Source organism: Streptomyces jumonjinensis (genome assembly GCF_009600885.1).
Taxonomy (GTDB): Bacteria; Actinomycetota; Actinomycetes; order Streptomycetales; family Streptomycetaceae; genus Streptomyces; species Streptomyces jumonjinensis.
The window spans coordinates 40748-58603 of record NZ_VCLA01000202.1 but is presented as its reverse complement, the minus strand read 5'-3'; the positions used below and the strand labels follow the sequence as shown (position 1 = coordinate 58603).

General features: G+C 69.7%; 10 protein-coding genes. 2 read left to right on the top strand and 8 right to left on the bottom strand.

Annotated elements, in window-relative coordinates:
- Positions 1 to 117 precede the first annotated feature (117 nt).
- Entirely contained in the window at positions 118 to 1560 is a 1443-nt protein-coding gene (gene gndA, locus FF041_RS36840; RefSeq protein WP_153527070.1) for an NADP-dependent phosphogluconate dehydrogenase, read from the top strand.
- A gap of 451 nt (positions 1561 to 2011) precedes the next feature.
- Here the strand turns inward: gndA and FF041_RS36835 are convergent, their stop codons facing one another.
- The 3 genes from FF041_RS36835 to panD are packed head-to-tail and all read right to left on the bottom strand — an operon-like array spanning position 2012 to position 3479.
- The gene (locus tag FF041_RS36835; RefSeq protein ID WP_153527068.1) at positions 2012 to 2635 is read right to left on the bottom strand and encodes an aspartate/glutamate racemase family protein; all 624 of its coding nucleotides are present in this window, start codon (positions 2633 to 2635) and stop codon (positions 2012 to 2014) included.
- Positions 2636 to 2670: 35 nt separating this feature from the next.
- A complete protein-coding gene (locus tag FF041_RS36830; RefSeq protein WP_153527066.1) occupies positions 2671 to 3024 on the bottom strand; it encodes a GNAT family N-acetyltransferase in 354 nt (117 codons plus the stop codon).
- A gap of 38 nt (positions 3025 to 3062) precedes the next feature.
- Complete coding sequence (panD, locus tag FF041_RS36825) at positions 3063 to 3479, bottom strand: aspartate 1-decarboxylase (RefSeq protein WP_153486179.1); 417 nt, start codon at positions 3477 to 3479, stop codon at positions 3063 to 3065.
- Between the two features lie 436 nt (positions 3480 to 3915).
- Between panD and FF041_RS36820 the strand changes: the two genes are divergently transcribed.
- Positions 3916 to 5118: a terpene synthase family protein gene (locus FF041_RS36820; protein ID WP_153527064.1), complete on the top strand. Its 1203-nt coding sequence runs from the start codon at positions 3916 to 3918 to the stop codon at positions 5116 to 5118.
- Here the strand turns inward: FF041_RS36820 and FF041_RS36815 are convergent.
- The 5 genes from FF041_RS36815 to FF041_RS36795 all read right to left on the bottom strand — a co-directional run.
- A complete protein-coding gene (locus FF041_RS36815; protein WP_323393695.1) occupies positions 5031 to 6233 on the bottom strand; it encodes an McrC family protein in 1203 nt (400 codons plus the stop codon). The genes FF041_RS36820 and FF041_RS36815 overlap by 88 nt on opposite strands.
- Complete coding sequence (locus FF041_RS36810; RefSeq protein ID WP_153527062.1) at positions 6230 to 8098, bottom strand: DUF4357 domain-containing protein; 1869 nt, start codon at positions 8096 to 8098, stop codon at positions 6230 to 6232. The genes FF041_RS36815 and FF041_RS36810 overlap by 4 nt, the downstream gene beginning before the upstream one ends.
- Positions 8099 to 8161: 63 nt before the next feature.
- Positions 8162 to 12298 (bottom strand): Eco57I restriction-modification methylase domain-containing protein, encoded by a 4137-nt coding sequence (locus tag FF041_RS36805; protein WP_153527060.1) that lies wholly within the window; start codon positions 12296 to 12298, stop codon positions 8162 to 8164.
- Positions 12298 to 15213, bottom strand: a complete 2916-nt coding sequence (locus tag FF041_RS36800; RefSeq protein ID WP_153527058.1) for a DEAD/DEAH box helicase — start codon at positions 15211 to 15213, stop codon at positions 12298 to 12300. Before FF041_RS36800 ends, FF041_RS36805 begins: the two co-directional genes overlap by 1 nt.
- Positions 15210 to 17856: DUF1998 domain-containing protein (locus FF041_RS36795; RefSeq protein WP_153527078.1), on the bottom strand; the 2647-nt coding region annotated here is incomplete at its 5' end. The genes FF041_RS36795 and FF041_RS36800, both read right to left, overlap by 4 nt.

Below are 17856 nucleotides of genomic sequence, written 5' to 3'. Positions count from 1 at the left end.
CGGAATGCGCGGCGCTCCGGAGCCCTCGAAGATCGGTGAATGTCCTGAGTCCACCCGTACAGATGGAGTAGGCATAGGGCGGACAGTCACATCGCCACCACCCCAGGGAGCGCACAGATGAGTGGAACAGCCCAGATCGGTGTCACCGGGCTCGCGGTGATGGGCCGCAATCTCGCCCGCAACTTCGCCCGCAACGGCTTCACCGTCGCCGTGCACAATCGGACGACGGCCCGCACCCGGGCGCTGGTCGAGGAGTTCGGCGACGAGGGGGCCTTCGTCGCCGCCGAGTCGGCCGAGGAGTTCGTCGCGGCGCTGGAGCGACCGCGCCGGCTGATCATCATGGTCAAGGCCGGTGACCCGACGGACGCCGTGATCGAGGAGTTCGCCCCGCTGCTGGAGGAGGGCGATGTCATCATCGACGGCGGCAACGCCCACTTCGCCGACACGCGCCGCCGGGAGAAGGAGCTCCGGAAGCGCGGGATCCACTTCGTGGGTGTGGGCATCTCCGGCGGCGAGGAGGGCGCGCTCCACGGCCCGAGCATCATGCCGGGAGGCTCGACCGAGTCATACGACTCGCTCGGCCCGCTCCTGGAGCGGATCGCGGCGAAGGCGCCCGACGGCACGCCCACCGTGGCGCATATCGGCCCGGACGGCGCGGGTCACTTCGTCAAGATGGTGCACAACGGCATCGAGTACGCGGATATGCAGCTGATCGCCGAGGCCTACCATCTGCTGCGGTCGGTGGCGGGCTACTCCCCGGCGCGGATCGCGGAGACCTTCCGCACCTGGAACACGGGCCGGCTGGACTCGTATCTGATCGAGATCACCGCCGAGGTGCTGGCGCACACGGACGCGGCGACCGGGAAGCCGTTCGTCGACATCGTCACGGACCAGGCGGAGCAGAAGGGCACGGGCCGCTGGACCGTGCAGATCGCGCTCGATCTGGGGGTCCCGGTCTCCGGTATCGCGGAGGCGGTCTTCGCCCGTTCGCTCTCGGGCCACGCGGAGCTGCGCGCGGCCTCGCGCGGGCTGCCGGGGCCCGTTCCCCAGCCGCTGGACGACCAGCGGGCCGAGCGGTTCGCCGCACAGGTCGAGCAGGCGCTGTACGCGTCGAAGATCGTGTCGTACACCCAGGGCTTCCACCAGATCCAGGCGGGCAGCGAGGCGTACGGCTGGGACGTCGACCTCGGTTCGGTGGCGGCGATCTGGCGGGCGGGCTGCATCATCAGAGCGGCGTTCCTGGACCGGATCCGGGGCGCGTACGACGCTCAGCGCGATCTGCCGAGCCTGCTGTCGGACAAGCAGTTCGCAAAGGAGATCGGGGCGGCGCAGGACGACTGGCGGGAGGTGGTGGCCACGGCCGCGCGCCAGGGGGTCCCGACGCCGGGCTTCGCGGCGGCCCTGGCGTACTACGACGCGCTGCGGTCGGAGCGGCTGCCCGCGGCGCTGACCCAGGGCCAGCGCGACTTCTTCGGGGCGCACACCTATCGGCGGACGGACCGGGACGGTTCGTTCCACACGCTGTGGGGCGGTGACCGTTCGGAGGTCTCCACGGGCTGAGGGGCGCCCTGCCGTGGGCCGGGCGGGGCGGGGCAAGGCGGTTCCCTGCCGCCCGGCCCCTGGCCGCGGCCCGGCGGATCTCAGACCGGACCCAGACCGGACTCGGACCGGATCTCAGACGGGGCCCGGGGCGGGCTCCGGCTCGGGGGAGGGCTCGGGGCCCGGTGTGGGGGGTCTCGGGACCGGGTCCGGCGTCGGCACGGGCGGCGGCGAGGGGGTGGGCACCGGACCGGGCAGCGGCCCCGGCGGCGGAACCGGCGGTCCCGGCGTCGGCATGGGCGCGGGCGGTACGGGCGGCGGCTGGGTCATGCCGGACCTCCAGGGATCGGAGTCGTGCGTTCCCACTGTCTCCCCGTCCAGTGTCCCCCGCGCGCGGAATCCGCTCCGGTCCGGTGCGCGGCACCGGACCGGGGCCGCGCACCCTACGGGGGGGATGGCCCCTGGCTACCGGCTACCGGCTACCGGCCGTCACCGCGGCGCGCAGCCCGGGGCGGGGGCTGGACAGTACGGGCACGTCGGTGGCGGCGCGCTCGGCCGCGTCCGCCATCGACGCCTGGGCGAGCACGATCACATCGGCGTCACGCACCGTGTCGACCGCGGCGGCCACCGCGTCGAGATAGCCCTCCCGGTCGCCCGCCTGGAACCGCTCCCAGGCCCCCTCCACCAGCACGGTCCGCAGCTCCGGCGCATCGGCCTCGGCGCGGATCAGGGCGGCGGTGGGCTCCAGGGTGCTGTGCAGTGCGGCGATCACGACGATGCGGCGGCCCGTCCGCGCCGCCTCGGCGGCCATCGGGCGGTCCACCCGCAGCACCGGCACGCCGAGACCGCCCGCGCCCTCTTCGGCGACCGCGCCCAGCGTGGAACAGGTGCAGAGCACGGCACGGGCTCCCCCGGCGACGGCTCCGGCGATCACCTCGGCGACCTCCTGGGCGACGGCTCCGGGGCCGTGCGCGACGGCCCGCTCCAGCAGGTCCTCGTGTACGAGATGGCGCAGATCCACACCGGGGTGGTCCTCGTCGCGCAGGGCGTCGAAGACGGGGACATGGACCGGCGAGGTGTGCAGCAGAGCGATCATGACCGAGAAACTACCCCCGGGCGGCTCCGCGCCGCTCACCAGAGGTCGGGGTTCTCCTTGAGCTGGCGCTCGGCCGCCGTGACCAGGTCGGCCGGGGCCTCGGGCGCTTCCTCGGGATGCCGCCGCGCCCATCCGGCGGCGTACGGGCAGAGCGGCACCACGGGGACCCCCTCGCGGGCGGCGATCCCGTAGAACTCCCGTACCAGCGCTCCGGCGATGCCCCGGCCCTCGAACTCGGGGCGCACCACGGTGTGCACCGGGACCAGGGCGGCCGGTTCGGCGTCAAGGACGAAGTAGGCGATACGCCCGGTGAGGCGGCCGTTCTCGTACGCCTCCAGCAGGCCCTTCGCGCGGTTGTCACGGATGTCGATCGCTGGGGTGTCGGACATGGCAGGCATACTCCCTCACTCGGCCGGCGACCGCACGGTCAGCCGACGGAGTGCGGGCTGCGCCGGGTATCGCTCCCGGGTACGGGCGCGGAGGCGTCCGCGCCCAGCTCGACGATCGCGTTCGCGGCGTCGACATGGACGACCCGGGGTGCCAGCGAGCGGGCCTCGGCATCGTCGACCTGGGCATAGCTGATCAGGATGACCAGATCGCCGGGGTGGACCAGATGGGCCGCCGCGCCGTTGACGCCGATGACACCGGAGCCGCGCTCGCCCTCGATGACATAGGTCTCCAGCCGTGCGCCATTGGTGATGTCGACGATGTGGACGAGCTCGCCGGGCAGCAGATCCGCCGCCTCCATCAGCTCCGCGTCGATGGTGACGGACCCCACGTAGTGCAGATCGGCGTGGGTCACGGTGGCACGGTGGATCTTGGACTTGAACATGGTGCGCAGCATCGAGGTACTCCCGGATCTCGGCTCCCTGCCTGCGTATATGCAGGTCAAGGGCTGTTTGCCTACCCTACAACGAGTCGTGTGTCCGGTCGACTCCCGTCGAAGGCGTCGTCCCGGAGCCGCCAGGGGCCGGATTCCGGCCCTTGGCGGTGACGGTGTCAGGCGGTGACGTGGCGAAGAACGACCGGGGTTGATCGCCCGGGGGCGGTTGAGCGACTTCCAGCCCACTCCTGACCTTGGGACGTCTCTTCCGCGTCCGGTCCATCGACGCGGGAGAAAAAGATGCTGTAATCATGGACATGTCGAACTGACGTTCCGTACCACCCGTACGCCGGGTGCGACCGCCGCCAGTTCCCCCCGGCCGCCGCGCTGAACCCGGACGCGCGCGCAACCGTTCGCCCAGACGCACCTCTCCAACGGTCCGAAGAGGAGTCATCGCGTGACTGGACACCCGCCCGGCCAGACCATCGGCACACCGTCCGACCGCACGGGAACCGCCGCACCCCCCGTACCGCCCCGGAAGCCGGCCCCGGCCGTCCAGACCTTCCTCGACGGGGACAGTTTCCGGCTGCCCCCTCTCTCCACCCGGCTGCCGCTCCTCGTCCACCCCGACCTGCCCGCCGTCGAGCACGCGAACGCGTGCTGGACGCGCAGCCATCTCGCCCCGGCCTTCCCCGCCGATGAGCTGGAAGCGCAGATCCAGCAGCACATCGGGCTCTGGGGCTGCTATGTCGCTCCCCTGGTCACCCCCGAAGTCCAGCTCCTCTACACGGAGTGGACGACGCTGTTCTTCGCCTTCGACGATGCCATCACGCTGCGCGAGTCACCCGGGCATCTGATGCGACGGCTGCTGCGCCTGATGGCCACGGGCGAACTCTCCGGCGCCGCCACCGTGCTCGACGCGGCCATGGAGGACCTATGGGGCCGCACGACAGCCGCATTTCCCGGCCCGCTGATCCGACGGCTGACGGACTGTACGGAACGGTATCTCGACGCCGTCGCCAGGGAGAACGTCTACGGCCACGCTCAAGCGCTGCCGGACATGGAGCAGTTCCTCATGATCCGGCGTGAGTGCGTCGACATGCGCTTCTTCCTGGCGCTGCTCGAAGCGGGGATGGACATCGCCCTCCCCGATACCGAGCTCGACGGGATCGAGCACGTCACGCTGCGCGCCCTGGAGCACATCGCGCTGGTCAACGACCTCTTCTCCTTCCGGAAGGAGGCGTACGAAGGCCAGTGCTTCAACGTGATCAGCGTGATCTGCGCGCGGGACGGCGTCCCCCTCCAGGAGGCGATCGACCGGACCTGCGGCTTCATCGACGAGGCGGAAGCGGCCTTCATCGCCGCCCGGGACGAGGTGCTGCGCACCTCGCCGACTCGCGATGTCGCCGTGTATCTCGACGCGCTCGGCTATGTCCTGGCGGGCAATCAGCACTGGAGCTACATCACACCGCGCTACCACGGCGACGGCTTCCGATGGAACGGGGTCAAGGCGGGCACTCTCACCCTCCACCCCGACCGGACCGTGTTCACCCACGACGCCGGCTGCGAGGATCACCCCGTCCGGATCATCCCCCGGGCCAGCTCGGCCACCCCGGCGAGGAGCAGGGAAGGGGTACGGTCCAGGTCGAGCGCGTGCTGATGGAGCACGACCCCGGACCGGCGCACCCGATGAGCGGCATGGGCGGCCCTCCCCCGCGCATAGACGAGATGCCCCTCGCTCAACCCCAGCGCCGTGCAGTAGGCGAGCATCTGATACAGGTCGGCATCGGGGTACCCCTCGGGTTTCTCCGCCTTGTACTTGGCGTCGGCGACAGCGCGCGGGACGCCGTCCTCCCCGTACCAGACGAAATCCGGGCGCATCCTGATGGCGTCGTCCTCGTCCAGATGCACCCCGCTCGCCTGCAAGGAGCCCCGTCCGCCGTACGGGATCAGCGCCTCCCGCAGCGCGACGCAGAGAAAGTCCTCGAACAGCCTGTTCATATCGAAGAGAAAGCCGTCGATCCGCAGCGCGCCCGCGCCGTGCTCCACCGAGGACCCGGTGAGGACGGCCCGCGCGAGATGGAGCGCCTGGTGGTAGCGGGCGTTGAGGCGGGTGGGCCGCCAGAGGGGCAGCGGCCGGCCCGGCGTCAGCGGTGTGACCTCCGCGAGCCGGGTCCGCTGACGCAGCAGTCGGCGCCGGGTGTCACGGTCCACGCCGGGCAGGCACAGCAGCCGTTCGGCCGCGGCCCGTAGCAGCCGGTTCTCGGCCGTGTCGGTGGTGAACTCGTCGTACGAGATCTCCACCGGGAGCGGCGCGTCGAACCGCCGCCGGATCTGCTCGGCCTCCCGGATCCTGCCGCGCACCACCAAAGACGTGTCCGTCGTCTCGCGATACCCCTGGAGCAGTCCCCGCCCGATCGCCCGGTCGAGCAGGCGTTCATACGCGTACGCCAGGGCGGGCAGCACCTCACGGTGCTCGGCGACGTCGACTTCGCCGTCCCGCCATCCGCGCGGGTCGCGGCTGTAGCCGAGCAGAAAGAACAGCCGGGCGATCGGCACCTTGGGGGTGATCCGCAGCACCACGGGCTCCGCACCGGGCACGCCGACCGTCACCGCGCCGACCTTGCTGCCCGCCTTCAGTCTCCACTGTCCGGCGGTGTACGGGTCGGGGGCGGCGTCCACGATCCGGGAGGCGGCGAGCGCGCGTCCCACCGCGCCCGGAAGGGCCAGGGTGACGGGCCGGGCGTGCTCGACCAGTTCGACGACCGCGGTCACTCCTCGTACTCACCTTGTTCGCTGTCGCTGCCGCCCTTGCCGCCGCCGTTCCCACCACCGGCCGCCAGAGCGGCCCTCAGTGCCGCGAGCCCATACCGCTTCCCGACGTCGACTCCCTCGCCGTAGTGGTGTTCCTCCAGCAACGGCAGAATCCTGGTCCGCCAGGTGCGTTCGAGTCCGCCCTCGCGGTAGACCCCCGGTTTCATCAGATACGCGGGGCCGATACGGAAGTCGGCGTCGTCGATACGGGAGTTCAGCGCGCCCAGGAGATCCGCCGGTTCGCCGTCCTTCCCCTCCTTCTTCAGCCAGCGGCCGAGCAGCCCGCTCGTCGGCTCGGCTCCCGGGGAGAGTTCCACGAACGCGAACCGCCGCCGCATCGCCGCGTCCACCAGGGCGATGGAACGGTCCGCGGTGTTCATGGTGCCGATGACGAACAGATTCGGCGGCAGGGCGAAGTCATCGCCCGAGTAGGTGAGCCGCACCGTCCTGCGGCGGTACTCCAGCAGAAAGTAGAGCTCGCCGAAGACCTTCGCCAGATTGGCGCGATTGATCTCATCGATGATCAGAAAATGCGGGATATGGCGATTGCCCTCGCTGTCGGCGAGATCGGCGAGCTCCCGCAGCGGGCCCGGCGTCAGCCGGAAGGCGACCTCCCTGGTGCCCGGGTCCTCGCGCGGTCTGAACCCCTCGAAGAAGTCCTCATACGCGTACGAGGGATGGAACTGCACCAGTTTCACCTGCTCGGGCCCGCCGCCGAGGAACTCCGCCAGCTCCATCGCCAGATGCGTCTTGCCCGTGCCCGGCGGGCCGTACAGCACGATTTGCTTCTCGTCCCGGAGGAGATCCCGGATCTCCCGCAGCCAGCCGACGCTGTGCACATTCAGCGTGTCGGCCAGCTCTTCGGTCGGCTCGGGCAGTTCCAGCACGCGCCGGGCGGTGATCGTGGGGATCTCCACACTCGGATCGCGATCTGCGGCCTCGGCCTCCTCGACCAGTTCCTCATCGGTCATCCCGAGGCCGTCGAGCAGCCCCTTCACCGCGGTGAGTTCGACGACATCGTGCCCCGTGCCCAGCTTCCGCACCAAGTCCGGGGGCAGCTCGCGGTAGTCGTGGGCAGTCCGCCATTCGACGGGCCGCCGCAGATTGGAACGCCCGTCATCGGACGGGATCTGCTCGGCGGCCCCGGCGATCTCCCCGACGAACATCCGTCCCTCGGAGAGCGTGCAGACGGTGTCACCGGGCCTCATCCGGGTGAGGAAGGCGTGGAACTCCTCGACGAGCTGGGCCTTCTGACCGTACGTGGCCGTCGACTCGTAGTCCTCCTCGACCGCGTTCCGCAGCTGGTCCTTCCGGAGCATCCCCACGGCGTCCTGGCGCAGATGTCTGGCCGCGAGAGTGACCCGGCCCTCGTCCAGCCACATCCGCTGGACGAGATCCCGTCCGAAGACATTGGCCCCCCGGACAAGCCAGGCACGGACCGGGCCGGGCCAGACCTGATCGATGAAGTCGGACAGCGGATGACCGTCCTCCGTCTTCCACTCCTTCCAGCCGTTGGCACTGCGGCCGACGAGTATCTCGGCGGCGGCCGAGGGCGAGTTGCACGTGATGTCCTCGGTCGTCTCCAGCCGGCCCGGCCAAGTCCCGGACTCCTGGATCGCCCCGTCCGCGATCTTCCGCTGCCGCAGTTCGTACGAAGAGGGCATCCGCGACGGGAACGACGGCACCACCTCGGGCCGGACCGGCGACCCGGCCAGGACCACGAATCTCTGGCTGCCGTTCGTCCCCTTCTCCGACAGCAGCCGTCCTCGGGCCTCCGGACCGCCGTTGGGCAGTCTCAGCCGGAACTCCGGATACTCCTCGGCCATGACTCTCCTGGATCACTCGGGCGGGCGTACGCCCCACGGTACGCACGAGTCTGCCGTGCCGCCTCAGACCGGCCCCTCTTCCCGCTGTGCCGGATGGCGCGGCCCGTCGCCCGGGGGCGGGTTCAAGGGCGACAGATAGTTCTCCCCGTCCCGCAGCGGAGTTTCGAGCCCGGCGCCCGCGGGTGCCATGCGGTCGTATGCGGCAAGGACCAGGTCTTTGGTGCGGTAAGTGCCGTACTTGGCGATCTCGTTGTTCTTGAGACCCCCGGTCCCGGTCTGGAAGGTCTCCAGGATGTAGTCGACATCCGGCCGTTCGATGCCGTAGAGACGGAAGAAGTAGGCGTCGAGCTCGGCGCGTAACTGGGCGCGGCGGGCTTCGTCCCACTGGAAGGGGGGACCTGAATCGCCCAGGTCGCGGGCGAGTGGGGTCATGTCGTAGGCGGTGTAGACGAGCTCGAGAACGCGGGGAACGAGGAAGGGGAGGTGGGGGGTGAGCGAGTCCGGGGTGGGGACGGGGAGCTGCTTCCAGATGTAGAGCCCCATGCTGGTGCCGCCGATCTTCTGTCGGCTGACGAAATCGAAGACCAGGGAGCTCTGGGTGGCGATGAGTGCTGCGGCGAGGGTGGGGGAGACATCGGGCAGCATCAGGGGGAATGTGTGACCGGCTGCGGCGCGCGGAAGGAATGCCGCGATGGCGGTGCGCTCATTGACACTATTACATACATCACGCCAGCCACATATCCAATCTCTCTCCCAATGGACGCCTTCCAGCCGGACATTGATGCCCGAGATCTCCTTCTCCTCCCCCTTCCTCACGGTATTTATGAACCCTCCCTCAGCGATCCAGTAGCGCGGGTAGGCCACCGTCGATGGAGACTTCTTCTCGGCCTCATCGAGAAGCCGCCGATCCCCGTTGCCCGTGCCATGGTAGGAATTCCATCGATGGTCGAAGTGATGAGCCATCTTCCCTTCGTACAACGGCAGCATCCGATCTTCTCCACGAGTGAAGATATTTCCAGACTGCTCCCAGCCATCGGCTTCGAGTTCATCAGTTGTCCGAAAGAGGTCGGAGTCGTCGGTCATATGGAAGAGACCCGCCTTGAAAGTGACACTCCAGCGATCCTCCGCGTTGTTGGCCTCCCCCCGCAGGACGGGAACGCGCCGGTATATCGACACTGTGAGATCAGCGTCCCGTCTGGTGCGAAATACCGGCAGCGTCCCGGTGTTGGGGTTGATCAGGGCGATCTCTTCGGGGCTGAGCGTGAAGACCCGCCCCACATCCTCAAGATCCCCCGCATCCAGAAGGAAGAAGGCGAATTTCGCTGCGACCTCACTGCTAGTTCGACCGACGATCGAGAGCAGGCAGAATTTATAGCGAGAGTCCACTCCCGAGAAGAGCGGCTTGCGGTTCTCGAAATCATAGAGCGACGCAATCCCGCCCCTCCGAGTCAGATTTCCGAAGAGGTACTGTGCACCCGCTCCAGTCGCTATAGCCGTGGGGACGATGCATCCGGAGCGCCCCTCAGGACCGACGATCGACGCGAATCTCTCAGTGAAGAGCTGATCCGTCTGGAGCATAGTGCTGCCTCTGAGCGTGAGGCCCTGCGCGCAGAGAGGGAACGCCCCGGAGCCACTGAAGAAAAGGAACGTTGACTTCACCTTCCGGATCTCCTGCGCATACCGCCTGCCCGCTTCCGGATTCCCCAGGGCCCACTCCTTGATCCGCGTTCGCCGCACCACACCCGCCACTTCGGCGATCGACGGCTCGACAACACTGAAATACTTCAGGTCCTCGAAATCGACCTTTCCCCATGGCGGGTTCCCCACCACGCAGTCGAAGCCACCGGCCCACCCGGTCTCGGGGTCCACCTCAGCGTCCTCGTCGCCCGGCTCGGGCACTCTGAATATCTGCGGGAACTCCAGATGCCAGTGGAAGAAGCGGTACTCCCCGCGCAGCCGGTCGATCTCGTCGTGAGTCGCCTGTGTGGCTTCTTCGGAGCGGAAGACCTCATGGGTCACCGGCGGCGGAGCGTCCTTCGTCTTGTGCCAGAAGAACGCCGCGCACCAGGTGTCCGCATGGTGCAGGGCCTCCGTGTAGGCGGTGGCCTCCCGCCATCGCCTATAGGCGGCCGCCTGGTCGCGGACCTGGCGGAGGTGGCCTGAGGGTGCGGCAATGATGCGGCGCAGACCACGGGCGAAGGACGCGTTGGACACCCTTTCCTCCTGGTCCAGGATGGAGAACTCGCCCTGTCCCTTGAGGTGCTCGTTGTTCCGCTTCGCCAGCGACGCCGCGTACTTGGCGTCATCCCCCTCCACCGCCTTGAACGCCTTGTTCGGAATGCCGCCCCGCAACAGCTTGGGCATCGCGCCGATCAACGCGTTCCCGTGCTTGATGTGCGCGTCGAGGAAGCTCATCGGCCGGCCCGGTTCCATGGCCTCCATCCAGAGCGAGACCTTGGCCAGATCGACCGCCATCGGGTTGAGGTCGACTCCGTAGACGGAGCGGGCTATGACCTCATGCAGGGCCCGGCGGATGGCGTCCTGTGTCGGCTCCGGATTCCGTTCGCGTACGGCCGCCACCTGTTTGGCGATCCGGCGGGCGGAGGCGACCAGGAAGTGGCCCGATCCGCAGGCGGGGTCGCAGACCGTCAGGGCTTGCAGTTCGTCGAGGGTCGCGGCGGTGGGGTCGGCCTGTCCCGACGCGGCGGCTCGGGCCGCGCCGCGCTTCTGGGCGTCGGTGATGACCGGGTCGAGGGTCGAGTCGAGCAGGGTCTCGATGAGGGAGCCGGGGGTGAAGTAGCTGCCCGTCTTCTTGCGGTTGTTGCCCAGGCGGTTGACCAGTTCGAAGGTGCCGTCCGTGCCATTGTGCTTGGGAACCAGTTCCAGCAGTGACTCATAGATCGAGCCGAGTTCCTCGGAGCCCAGATGGACGTAGTCCACCGCCCGCCATCGGCCCGAGCGGGTGTCGCGTACGCGGGAGAGGCTGCGTACGGCTTCAAGAAGGTGCTCGTTGGCCAGGGTCAGACCGTGCAGCGGCCGGTCCGCCTCGGTGTCGTCGAAGAGGCCGCCGAGGCCGGGCAGGCCCAGCTCGGGACGGCCGTCGTCGTCGCCCAGCGCGTCGAGTACGAGCCGTAGCGCCTGGAAGAGATCGGTGTGCGCGGTGCCCCGGCGGCGGGTGGCCTGGTGGCGGAGGCGGGCGGAGGAGAAGTAGCGGGCGTACCGCTGCCGTGTCCGGTCGTCGGTGTCCGGCGGGTGGAGGGCGCCTCGGTCCTCTGCGACGAAGAGGAAGATCAGCCGGTAGGTCAGACGCAGCAGCGCGCCGTGGAACGCCTCGGTGTCCAGGTTCTGGCGGAGGGCCGCGTTGGCGGGGTGTCTGAGGAAGCCGGTGCCGAGGACGGTGACAGCGCGCTGGACGCCGTCGCGGTGCTGGTCGAGGGCGCGGGTGCCGGACTCGATGGCCTCCGTACGCCATCGCTCCAGCCAGCAGGACGACAGGGTGGCGCCGTCCGCGATGTCGAACCGGGACACCTGGAGCATCCGGTAGAGCAGCACGAACTGGCTGAACAGCTCGCCGTCGAAGATCGCTTCGAGGTCGAACTCGACGTAGGAGGCGGTGGCCAGCGCGCTGGAGTCACGGAGCAGCCGTAATCGGCGGCCGTTGGTGAGGACGGCCCAGAGATGACCGCTCGTACGGTTCAGGCACTCCTGGACGAGGGAGTGGGGCGGGACCGTTCCCAGGCCGCCCAGGCCGCCCGGTCCGCCCGGTCTCTTGTCGAGGCCGGTGTTCCATGGCGTCATATGGATCGGCACATGGTTCCAGCGGTGGCTGACGGCGAAGGATTTGGTGCCGTCGTCGGCCGTGATCCCCGGGGCGGGGAGTGCGGGCAGCCGGCCGAAGCCGAGTTCGCCGAAGAGGGGTTCCAGCCATCGGGCGATGGCGACTCCGGTGGGGTCGGCCGGGGCTTCGGCCTCCGGTGCGACCGGCAGTCTGCCGCGCAGCTCGCTCCAGACGGACTTCAGATACCCCCAGTGGCGTTCGGCTTCCTCCTGCACCGAGCGGGAGCCGATGACGTGGTAGTCGGCGGGGGCCGACCCGTTCACCTCCTTGCCTTCGGAGATGCGGACGAGCATGTCCTGCGGGATGAGGCCGCCGACCGTCTGCACGGCGGACAGCTCCCGTTCGCGGGGGAGAGCGGCCATCAGACTGCCTCCTCGGCGGTCGCGGGGAGGTAGACATAGGCGCCGAGGACGTCGGCCGGCTTCTGGGCCGCCACGCGCAGACCGCGCACGATCTCGTCGTTGGCGGTGCGGACCCGGCGGTGGGAGGCGTCGAGATCGGCGGCGAGCCGTTCTCCGTGGGTCTCCAGATGGTCATGGCATGCGGAGAGCCGGCTGAGGAGCCGCTCCATGGTGCGTGCGCCGAAGTGGGGGTGGGTGTTCTCGGTGGCCTCGGCGTCCAGGAGGCGGGTCGCGGTCTCCTCGGGCAGCCAGTGGGCTCTGTGCGGCGGTCCCTGGAAGGCCAGCAGCCGGGCGTCTTCGGCGACGAGCTGCCGTCGGCCGGTGCGTGAGGGGAGGGTGAGCTGGAAGCGGTAGCGCACCAGGAGGAGGGTGGTGTGCTCCGTGACGGCCGTCGTGGTGATGACGCCGCATCTGCGGGCCGGTCGGGCTCCTTCGGTCCGGGGGTCGAGGGCCGCGTTGAGGACATGTCCGGCGAGCGCCCCGACGACGGGGTCGGTGCGGACGAGGGCCGCCTCGCCACGGGCGACGGCGGGGGTGGTCCGGAAGGCGATCGGCCGGTTCAGCTCGGCGATGTCGCCGCCGACGGCCGAGGCGAGGGCGTCCCGGAGTCCGGCCGGGGTTCCGCTGACGTCGGCGGTGAAGTCGCCGGGGCCGGATCTCGCGCCGGGGCCGCGCAGGACGCCGCCGAGGGCCGCCAGCGCGTTGCGGGTGAAGGAGTGGATCTCGCCCGCGCGGCCGAGGGCGGCGCGGATGGCCGCCACCTCGCGGGCGACGTCGCCGGGCTGGATGGCGCGCTGGGCGAAGCGGGAACGGGAGCGGGAAGCGCCTTCGCGTGCGGCGGCGGAGTTCCACTCGGCGTCCAGCCGGGCCGCCGCCGTGGTGGCGACCACGTCCAGGTCGAACTCCTGCTGTCCGTCCTGGCGGCCGTTCATCAGCAGCCATTCGACGATGGAGTCGGTGACGCTCGTCGAGGTCTCATCGGGTACGGATACGGAGACGCCGAGGTCCTTGCGGATCTGGCGGTGCTTTCTGATGAGGACGTCGAGGACCTTGCCGTCGATGCCGTTGTCCGTGCCGTAGAGCGTGATGACCCGTACTTCATCGCGCTTCTGCCCGTACCGGTCGATCCGGCCTTCGCGCTGGTCGTGCCGGGTCGGGTTCCAGGCGAGGTCGTAGTGGACGATCGCGTCGAAGAGAAATTGAAGGTTCACCCCTTCCGAGAGACAGTCGGTCGCCACGAGCACCCTGCGCGCGGCCGGCAGGTCTCCGGCCTCCCGGGCGATGTCCTCGATGCGGCCCAGGCGCTGCTGCGGGGAGAGCGTCCCGGTGACGGCTCTGACCGTCGTGTGCGGGCCGAGCGCGCTCTCCAGCGCCTCCGCCACATACTCGGCCGTGGCGATGAAGCGGCAGAAGACGATCGGGTGGTAGCCGTCGTCGAGCAGTGCCCGGACATGCCGGATGAGGGCCTTGAGCTTGCGGTCGGCGGCCGGGCCCTCCAGCCGTTCGGCTCGTGCGGCGAGTCCGGCGAGATGTGCGGTGGCGGCGTCGCCGAGGGCCGGATCGACGCCCGGTACGACGTCGAGCCCTTCGAGGGTGTCGTTCTCGACGGCGTCCTGGATGAGGGCCAGGGCCGGATCGTGGCCGCTCCGCGCGGACCGGGCGCCTGCCGCGCTGGAGCGGGTGCGGAGCGACTGGGCGGCGGCGCGCGGCGAGGAGACGAGGGAGCGCAGCAGGGTGATGGCGGAGAGCCAGGCGCTCCGGTCCGTGTCGCCCGCCTCGGTGACCCGGTCGCGCGCATAGGCGATGGCGTCGTCCAGGAGCGCACGGTAGTCCGGGGAGAGCGTATAGGTCTCGTCCTTGAAGAACCGGTCCGACGGGAACGCGGTCCGCTCGGCCAGCCGGTCGTCGGCGAGCCCGTCCTCCTTGGTCAGATACTCGCGTACGTCCGCGCGTTTACGCTGGATGAAGTGGCGGGCCAGGAGTTCGCGGCCACGGCGTGCGGAGATGTCGGCGGTGCGGAGTTCCGGCCGTATCAGCCCGAGCAGATTGCGGAAGGCGGACTCCTTGCCGCTGTGCGGGGTGGCGGTGACCAGGATCAGATGCCGCTCTTCGTCCTCGGCGATGCGTTTCAGCAGCTGGTAGCGGAGTTGGTGGTGCGTGGATGCGGTGTCGTCGGCGGAGACGCAGCTGTGGGCCTCGTCCACGATCACCAGATCGGGGCAGTGGCGTACGAAGTCGTCGCGGTGGCGGGTGGATTTGATGAAGTCGGCGGAGACCACGACGTTCGGGTACCGGTCGAAGAGCGACTGTCCGAGGTCCAGGCCGCGTTCCAGCCGGGAGACGGTGGAGGCGAGCACCAGCTCGGCGTCGATGCCGAACTTGGTGCGCAGCTCGTCCTGCCACTGTTCGGCGAGGGCGGGCGGGCACAGGACCGCGAGACGGGCGGCCTCCCCCTGTGCGAGCAGCTCGGAGGCGATCAGCCCCGCCTCGACGGTCTTGCCGATGCCGACGTCATCGGAGATCAGCATGCGTACGGTGGGCTGCCGCAGCGCCATGAGCAGCGGTACGAGCTGGTACGCGCGCGGTTCGACGGCGATGCCCGCGAGGGAGCGGAAGGGGCCCGCGCCGGAGCGGAAGCCGATGCGCAGCGCCGAGCGCAGCATTCCGGCGGCCTGTGCGTTGCCCAGGTCGGCGGCGGACGGTGGCGCGAACTGGGCGCCCCGTACCGTCTCGATGGCGGGGAAGACGGCGGCGATGTCGTCCTCCGTACCGCCGAGCGGGCGCAGGACGAGCATGTCCGGCGTGCTGTCGGGCAGCACGATCCACTCCCGGTCGCGCGCTGTGACGAGGGCGCCGGCGGTGTAGGAGGCGGTCATCGGGCATCACCGGGGCCGAAGTACCGGGCGTGGCGTGCCACCGTCTCGTCCCAGTCGTCGCCGTGCCGGAAGCGGACCACCTCCCAGCCGGCGGCGTACAGACGTTCCTCCGCGTCATCGTCGCGTTCGGCGGCGGCCGATTGCTCCTGGGCGGAGCCGTCGACAGCTGCCGGCCGGTCGTGGGGGGAGCTGTCGACGCCTGCCGGCCGGTCGTGGGCGGAGCCGCCCGCAGCCGCCGGGCGGTCCTGGGCGGAGCTGTCGATGAAGACCGCCACCTTCACCCCGGGCAGCCGGAACACATAGTCGGGCCGGGCCCGGGCTTCGGCGATCAGAGGTCTGGCCGCCTCGGGAAGTCGTAGTCCGCGTTCCTTGAGGAAGCCGAGGAAGTCGCGCTCCCGGCCGCTGACGGGCTCTTCGGCCTCACCGACCAGCCGCTGCATCTGCTCGCTGCGGCTCTCGCCGCGCCCGGCGGTCCGGGCCTCGGCCGTGGTGAGGCGCAGCAGCAGATCGCGGATGGAGTGCCGGTCGATCGTCGCGTGGCTGGGCTGGTTGCTGAAGGTGAGCAGGCAGTCGTAGCAGCCCCGGGCGCAGGGGCGCTCGGTGTCCGCGGTGGCGAGGTCCTCGCCGTGTGCGCCGAAGTGGCAGATGCCGAGCGCGGTACGGGCCGCCCTGGCGACCGCTCCGGGCTCGGACTGGAGCCTGCGGAGCACTCCGGCGCCGCCTTCCGCCGCTTCCGTGAAGAGGAATCGCTTGCGGGGGCCGTCGTCGGGCGGGAGGAGTTCGCTGGTGAGTTCGGAATCCTCCAGCTCGAACGCGGCTTCGATGCCGCGCTCCAGCGCGTACATCAGGGAGCGGGCGACCGGCTCGTCGAGTGGGGTGTCGAGCGTGACGACGAGAATGTTCCGTCGATCCTCGACGTACGGGATGACACGCGCTTTGAGCCGCTTCTCATTGCCGTCGGCGTCGACGAGGGGCATCTCGCTGGAGTCGCCGTACGCCTCGGCGGCGTCGCGTTCGGTCATCCAGCGGCCGTCGCCGGCGTCGAGCCAGAAGCCGTCCGGTTCATCGGCCTTGGCCCGGACGCGTCCGAGGTTGGTCACTCTGATGGTCGCGGAGTCACCGTAGGAGAGGGTGGCGAACGGTCCGGTGGGGTCGGCGAGTACGGCGTCCCGGCGGCCGGAGCGCAGGCTCTTCTTGCTGAACTGGTAGGAGGTGACGAGCCGGAATCCGGCTCTGCGGCGCTCTTCCTCGTCGGAGGAGATGCGTTCGCGCCGCTGGGTGAAGACGGTGTGCAGCTGGAGCAGCCCATGGGTGGTGGTGAGCGGCTCGCCGCACATCTCGCAGCGGTCGGCGCCGTCGTCCGCCTTGTGGTGGTAGCCGCAGTGCTCACAGCGGCGGGCCTCGCTGGTGACGATGGAGCCGGAGGAGCTGGGCGGCAGCTGCACCCGGGCCACCAGATAGCGGGAGCCTTCGTGGTAGACGAGGGCTCCCGGACCGAATTCGCTGATCGCGACGAAGCGGGGGCGCTGAAGGTAGTCGCCTTCGCCGAAGCCGCGGCCCGCGGTGGGGATGTAGGCGGCGATCGGCAGCCGGGGGAAGGAGTAGCCGGGCAGCCAGCCCTCGGACGCGAGATAGCGGTAGGGGTTGAAGTCGGAGAGGACCGACCGGCTGCCGGGGACTTCGTTCTTCAGCAGATTGAGCTGGGTCTCGGCCTCCTTGCGGCGGGCGACCGCGAAGGAGCGGTCCCGCTCGGAGAGCTGGTGGTCGAGGACCCGCTTGTTCTGGATGCACTGATCGTCGAGGGCGGCGCGGAACAGATCACGCCAACGGTCGAACGCCTTGTCGAACTCGGTTCCCGCGGAGCGGACCCGCTGTTCGATCCAGGAGTCGTCCCACCAGGTCGTCTCCGCGAACGCGGGCAGCAGTTCGCCCAGCACCTGATGGGCGGCTTCCACCGCACGGGTCTGGGCATGGGCGTTGTGGAGCGCTGCCGCGATGTGATCGTGGAGTTCGAGCGCCGGTTCGGGGCGGTCCGACCCCTCGGCGTAACCGATGTCGATGACTTCCGGGATCGAGCGTCCCAGCTTCAGCCCGGCTTCGGCGAGGCAGATCGCCTGGAGGTGGGAGGCGACCAGATCCTCGTTGGCGAGATCGAGGCGGGGCGGGGCGACACTGCCCGCGACCATCAGCCGGGAGTTGCGGAAGTAGTACTGGTCATGGCTGTTGCCGGTGGCGCAGTACGTGGTGACGAGCGCGGGCTGTCCCGACCGTCCGGCGCGGCCACTGCGCTGGGCGTAGTTGGCGGGCGTCGGCGGTACATTCCGCATCATGACGGCGTTGAGTGACGATATGTCAACGCCCAGCTCCATCGTCGGCGAGCAGTACAGCAGCTTCAGCCGGGCCTCGGAGAAGTCCTCCTCGCGCCGTTCGCGCTCCGGAGGATCGACCTGGGCGGTGTGCTCCCGGGCGAAGAGCCCGCTGAGGGCGGAGGCCGTATCGCGGTACAGGGCGCGGAAGAACGGGTTGACGCGGGGTCCGTCACCGCTGGCGTAGGTGCGGGTCAGCGGGTCGTGCGCGGGTGACTCACCGGTACCGGCGTGCCAGGTGAACGCGGCGGCGGAGACCTGGTACCCGGTGAGAAGG

Coding starts and splice junctions, on each gene's coding strand:
- gndA (WP_153527070.1), top strand. CDS start 118: ATGAGTGGAACAGCCCAGATCGGTGTCACCGGGCTCGCGGTGATGGGC.
- FF041_RS36835 (WP_153527068.1), bottom strand. CDS start 2,635: ATGATCGCTCTGCTGCACACCTCGCCGGTCCATGTCCCCGTCTTCGAC.
- FF041_RS36830 (WP_153527066.1), bottom strand. CDS start 3,024: ATGTCCGACACCCCAGCGATCGACATCCGTGACAACCGCGCGAAGGGC.
- panD (WP_153486179.1), bottom strand. CDS start 3,479: ATGCTGCGCACCATGTTCAAGTCCAAGATCCACCGTGCCACCGTGACC.
- FF041_RS36810 (WP_153527062.1), bottom strand. CDS start 8,098: ATGGCCGAGGAGTATCCGGAGTTCCGGCTGAGACTGCCCAACGGCGGT.
- FF041_RS36805 (WP_153527060.1), bottom strand. CDS start 12,298: ATGGCCGCTCTCCCCCGCGAACGGGAGCTGTCCGCCGTGCAGACGGTC.
- FF041_RS36800 (WP_153527058.1), bottom strand. CDS start 15,213: ATGACCGCCTCCTACACCGCCGGCGCCCTCGTCACAGCGCGCGACCGG.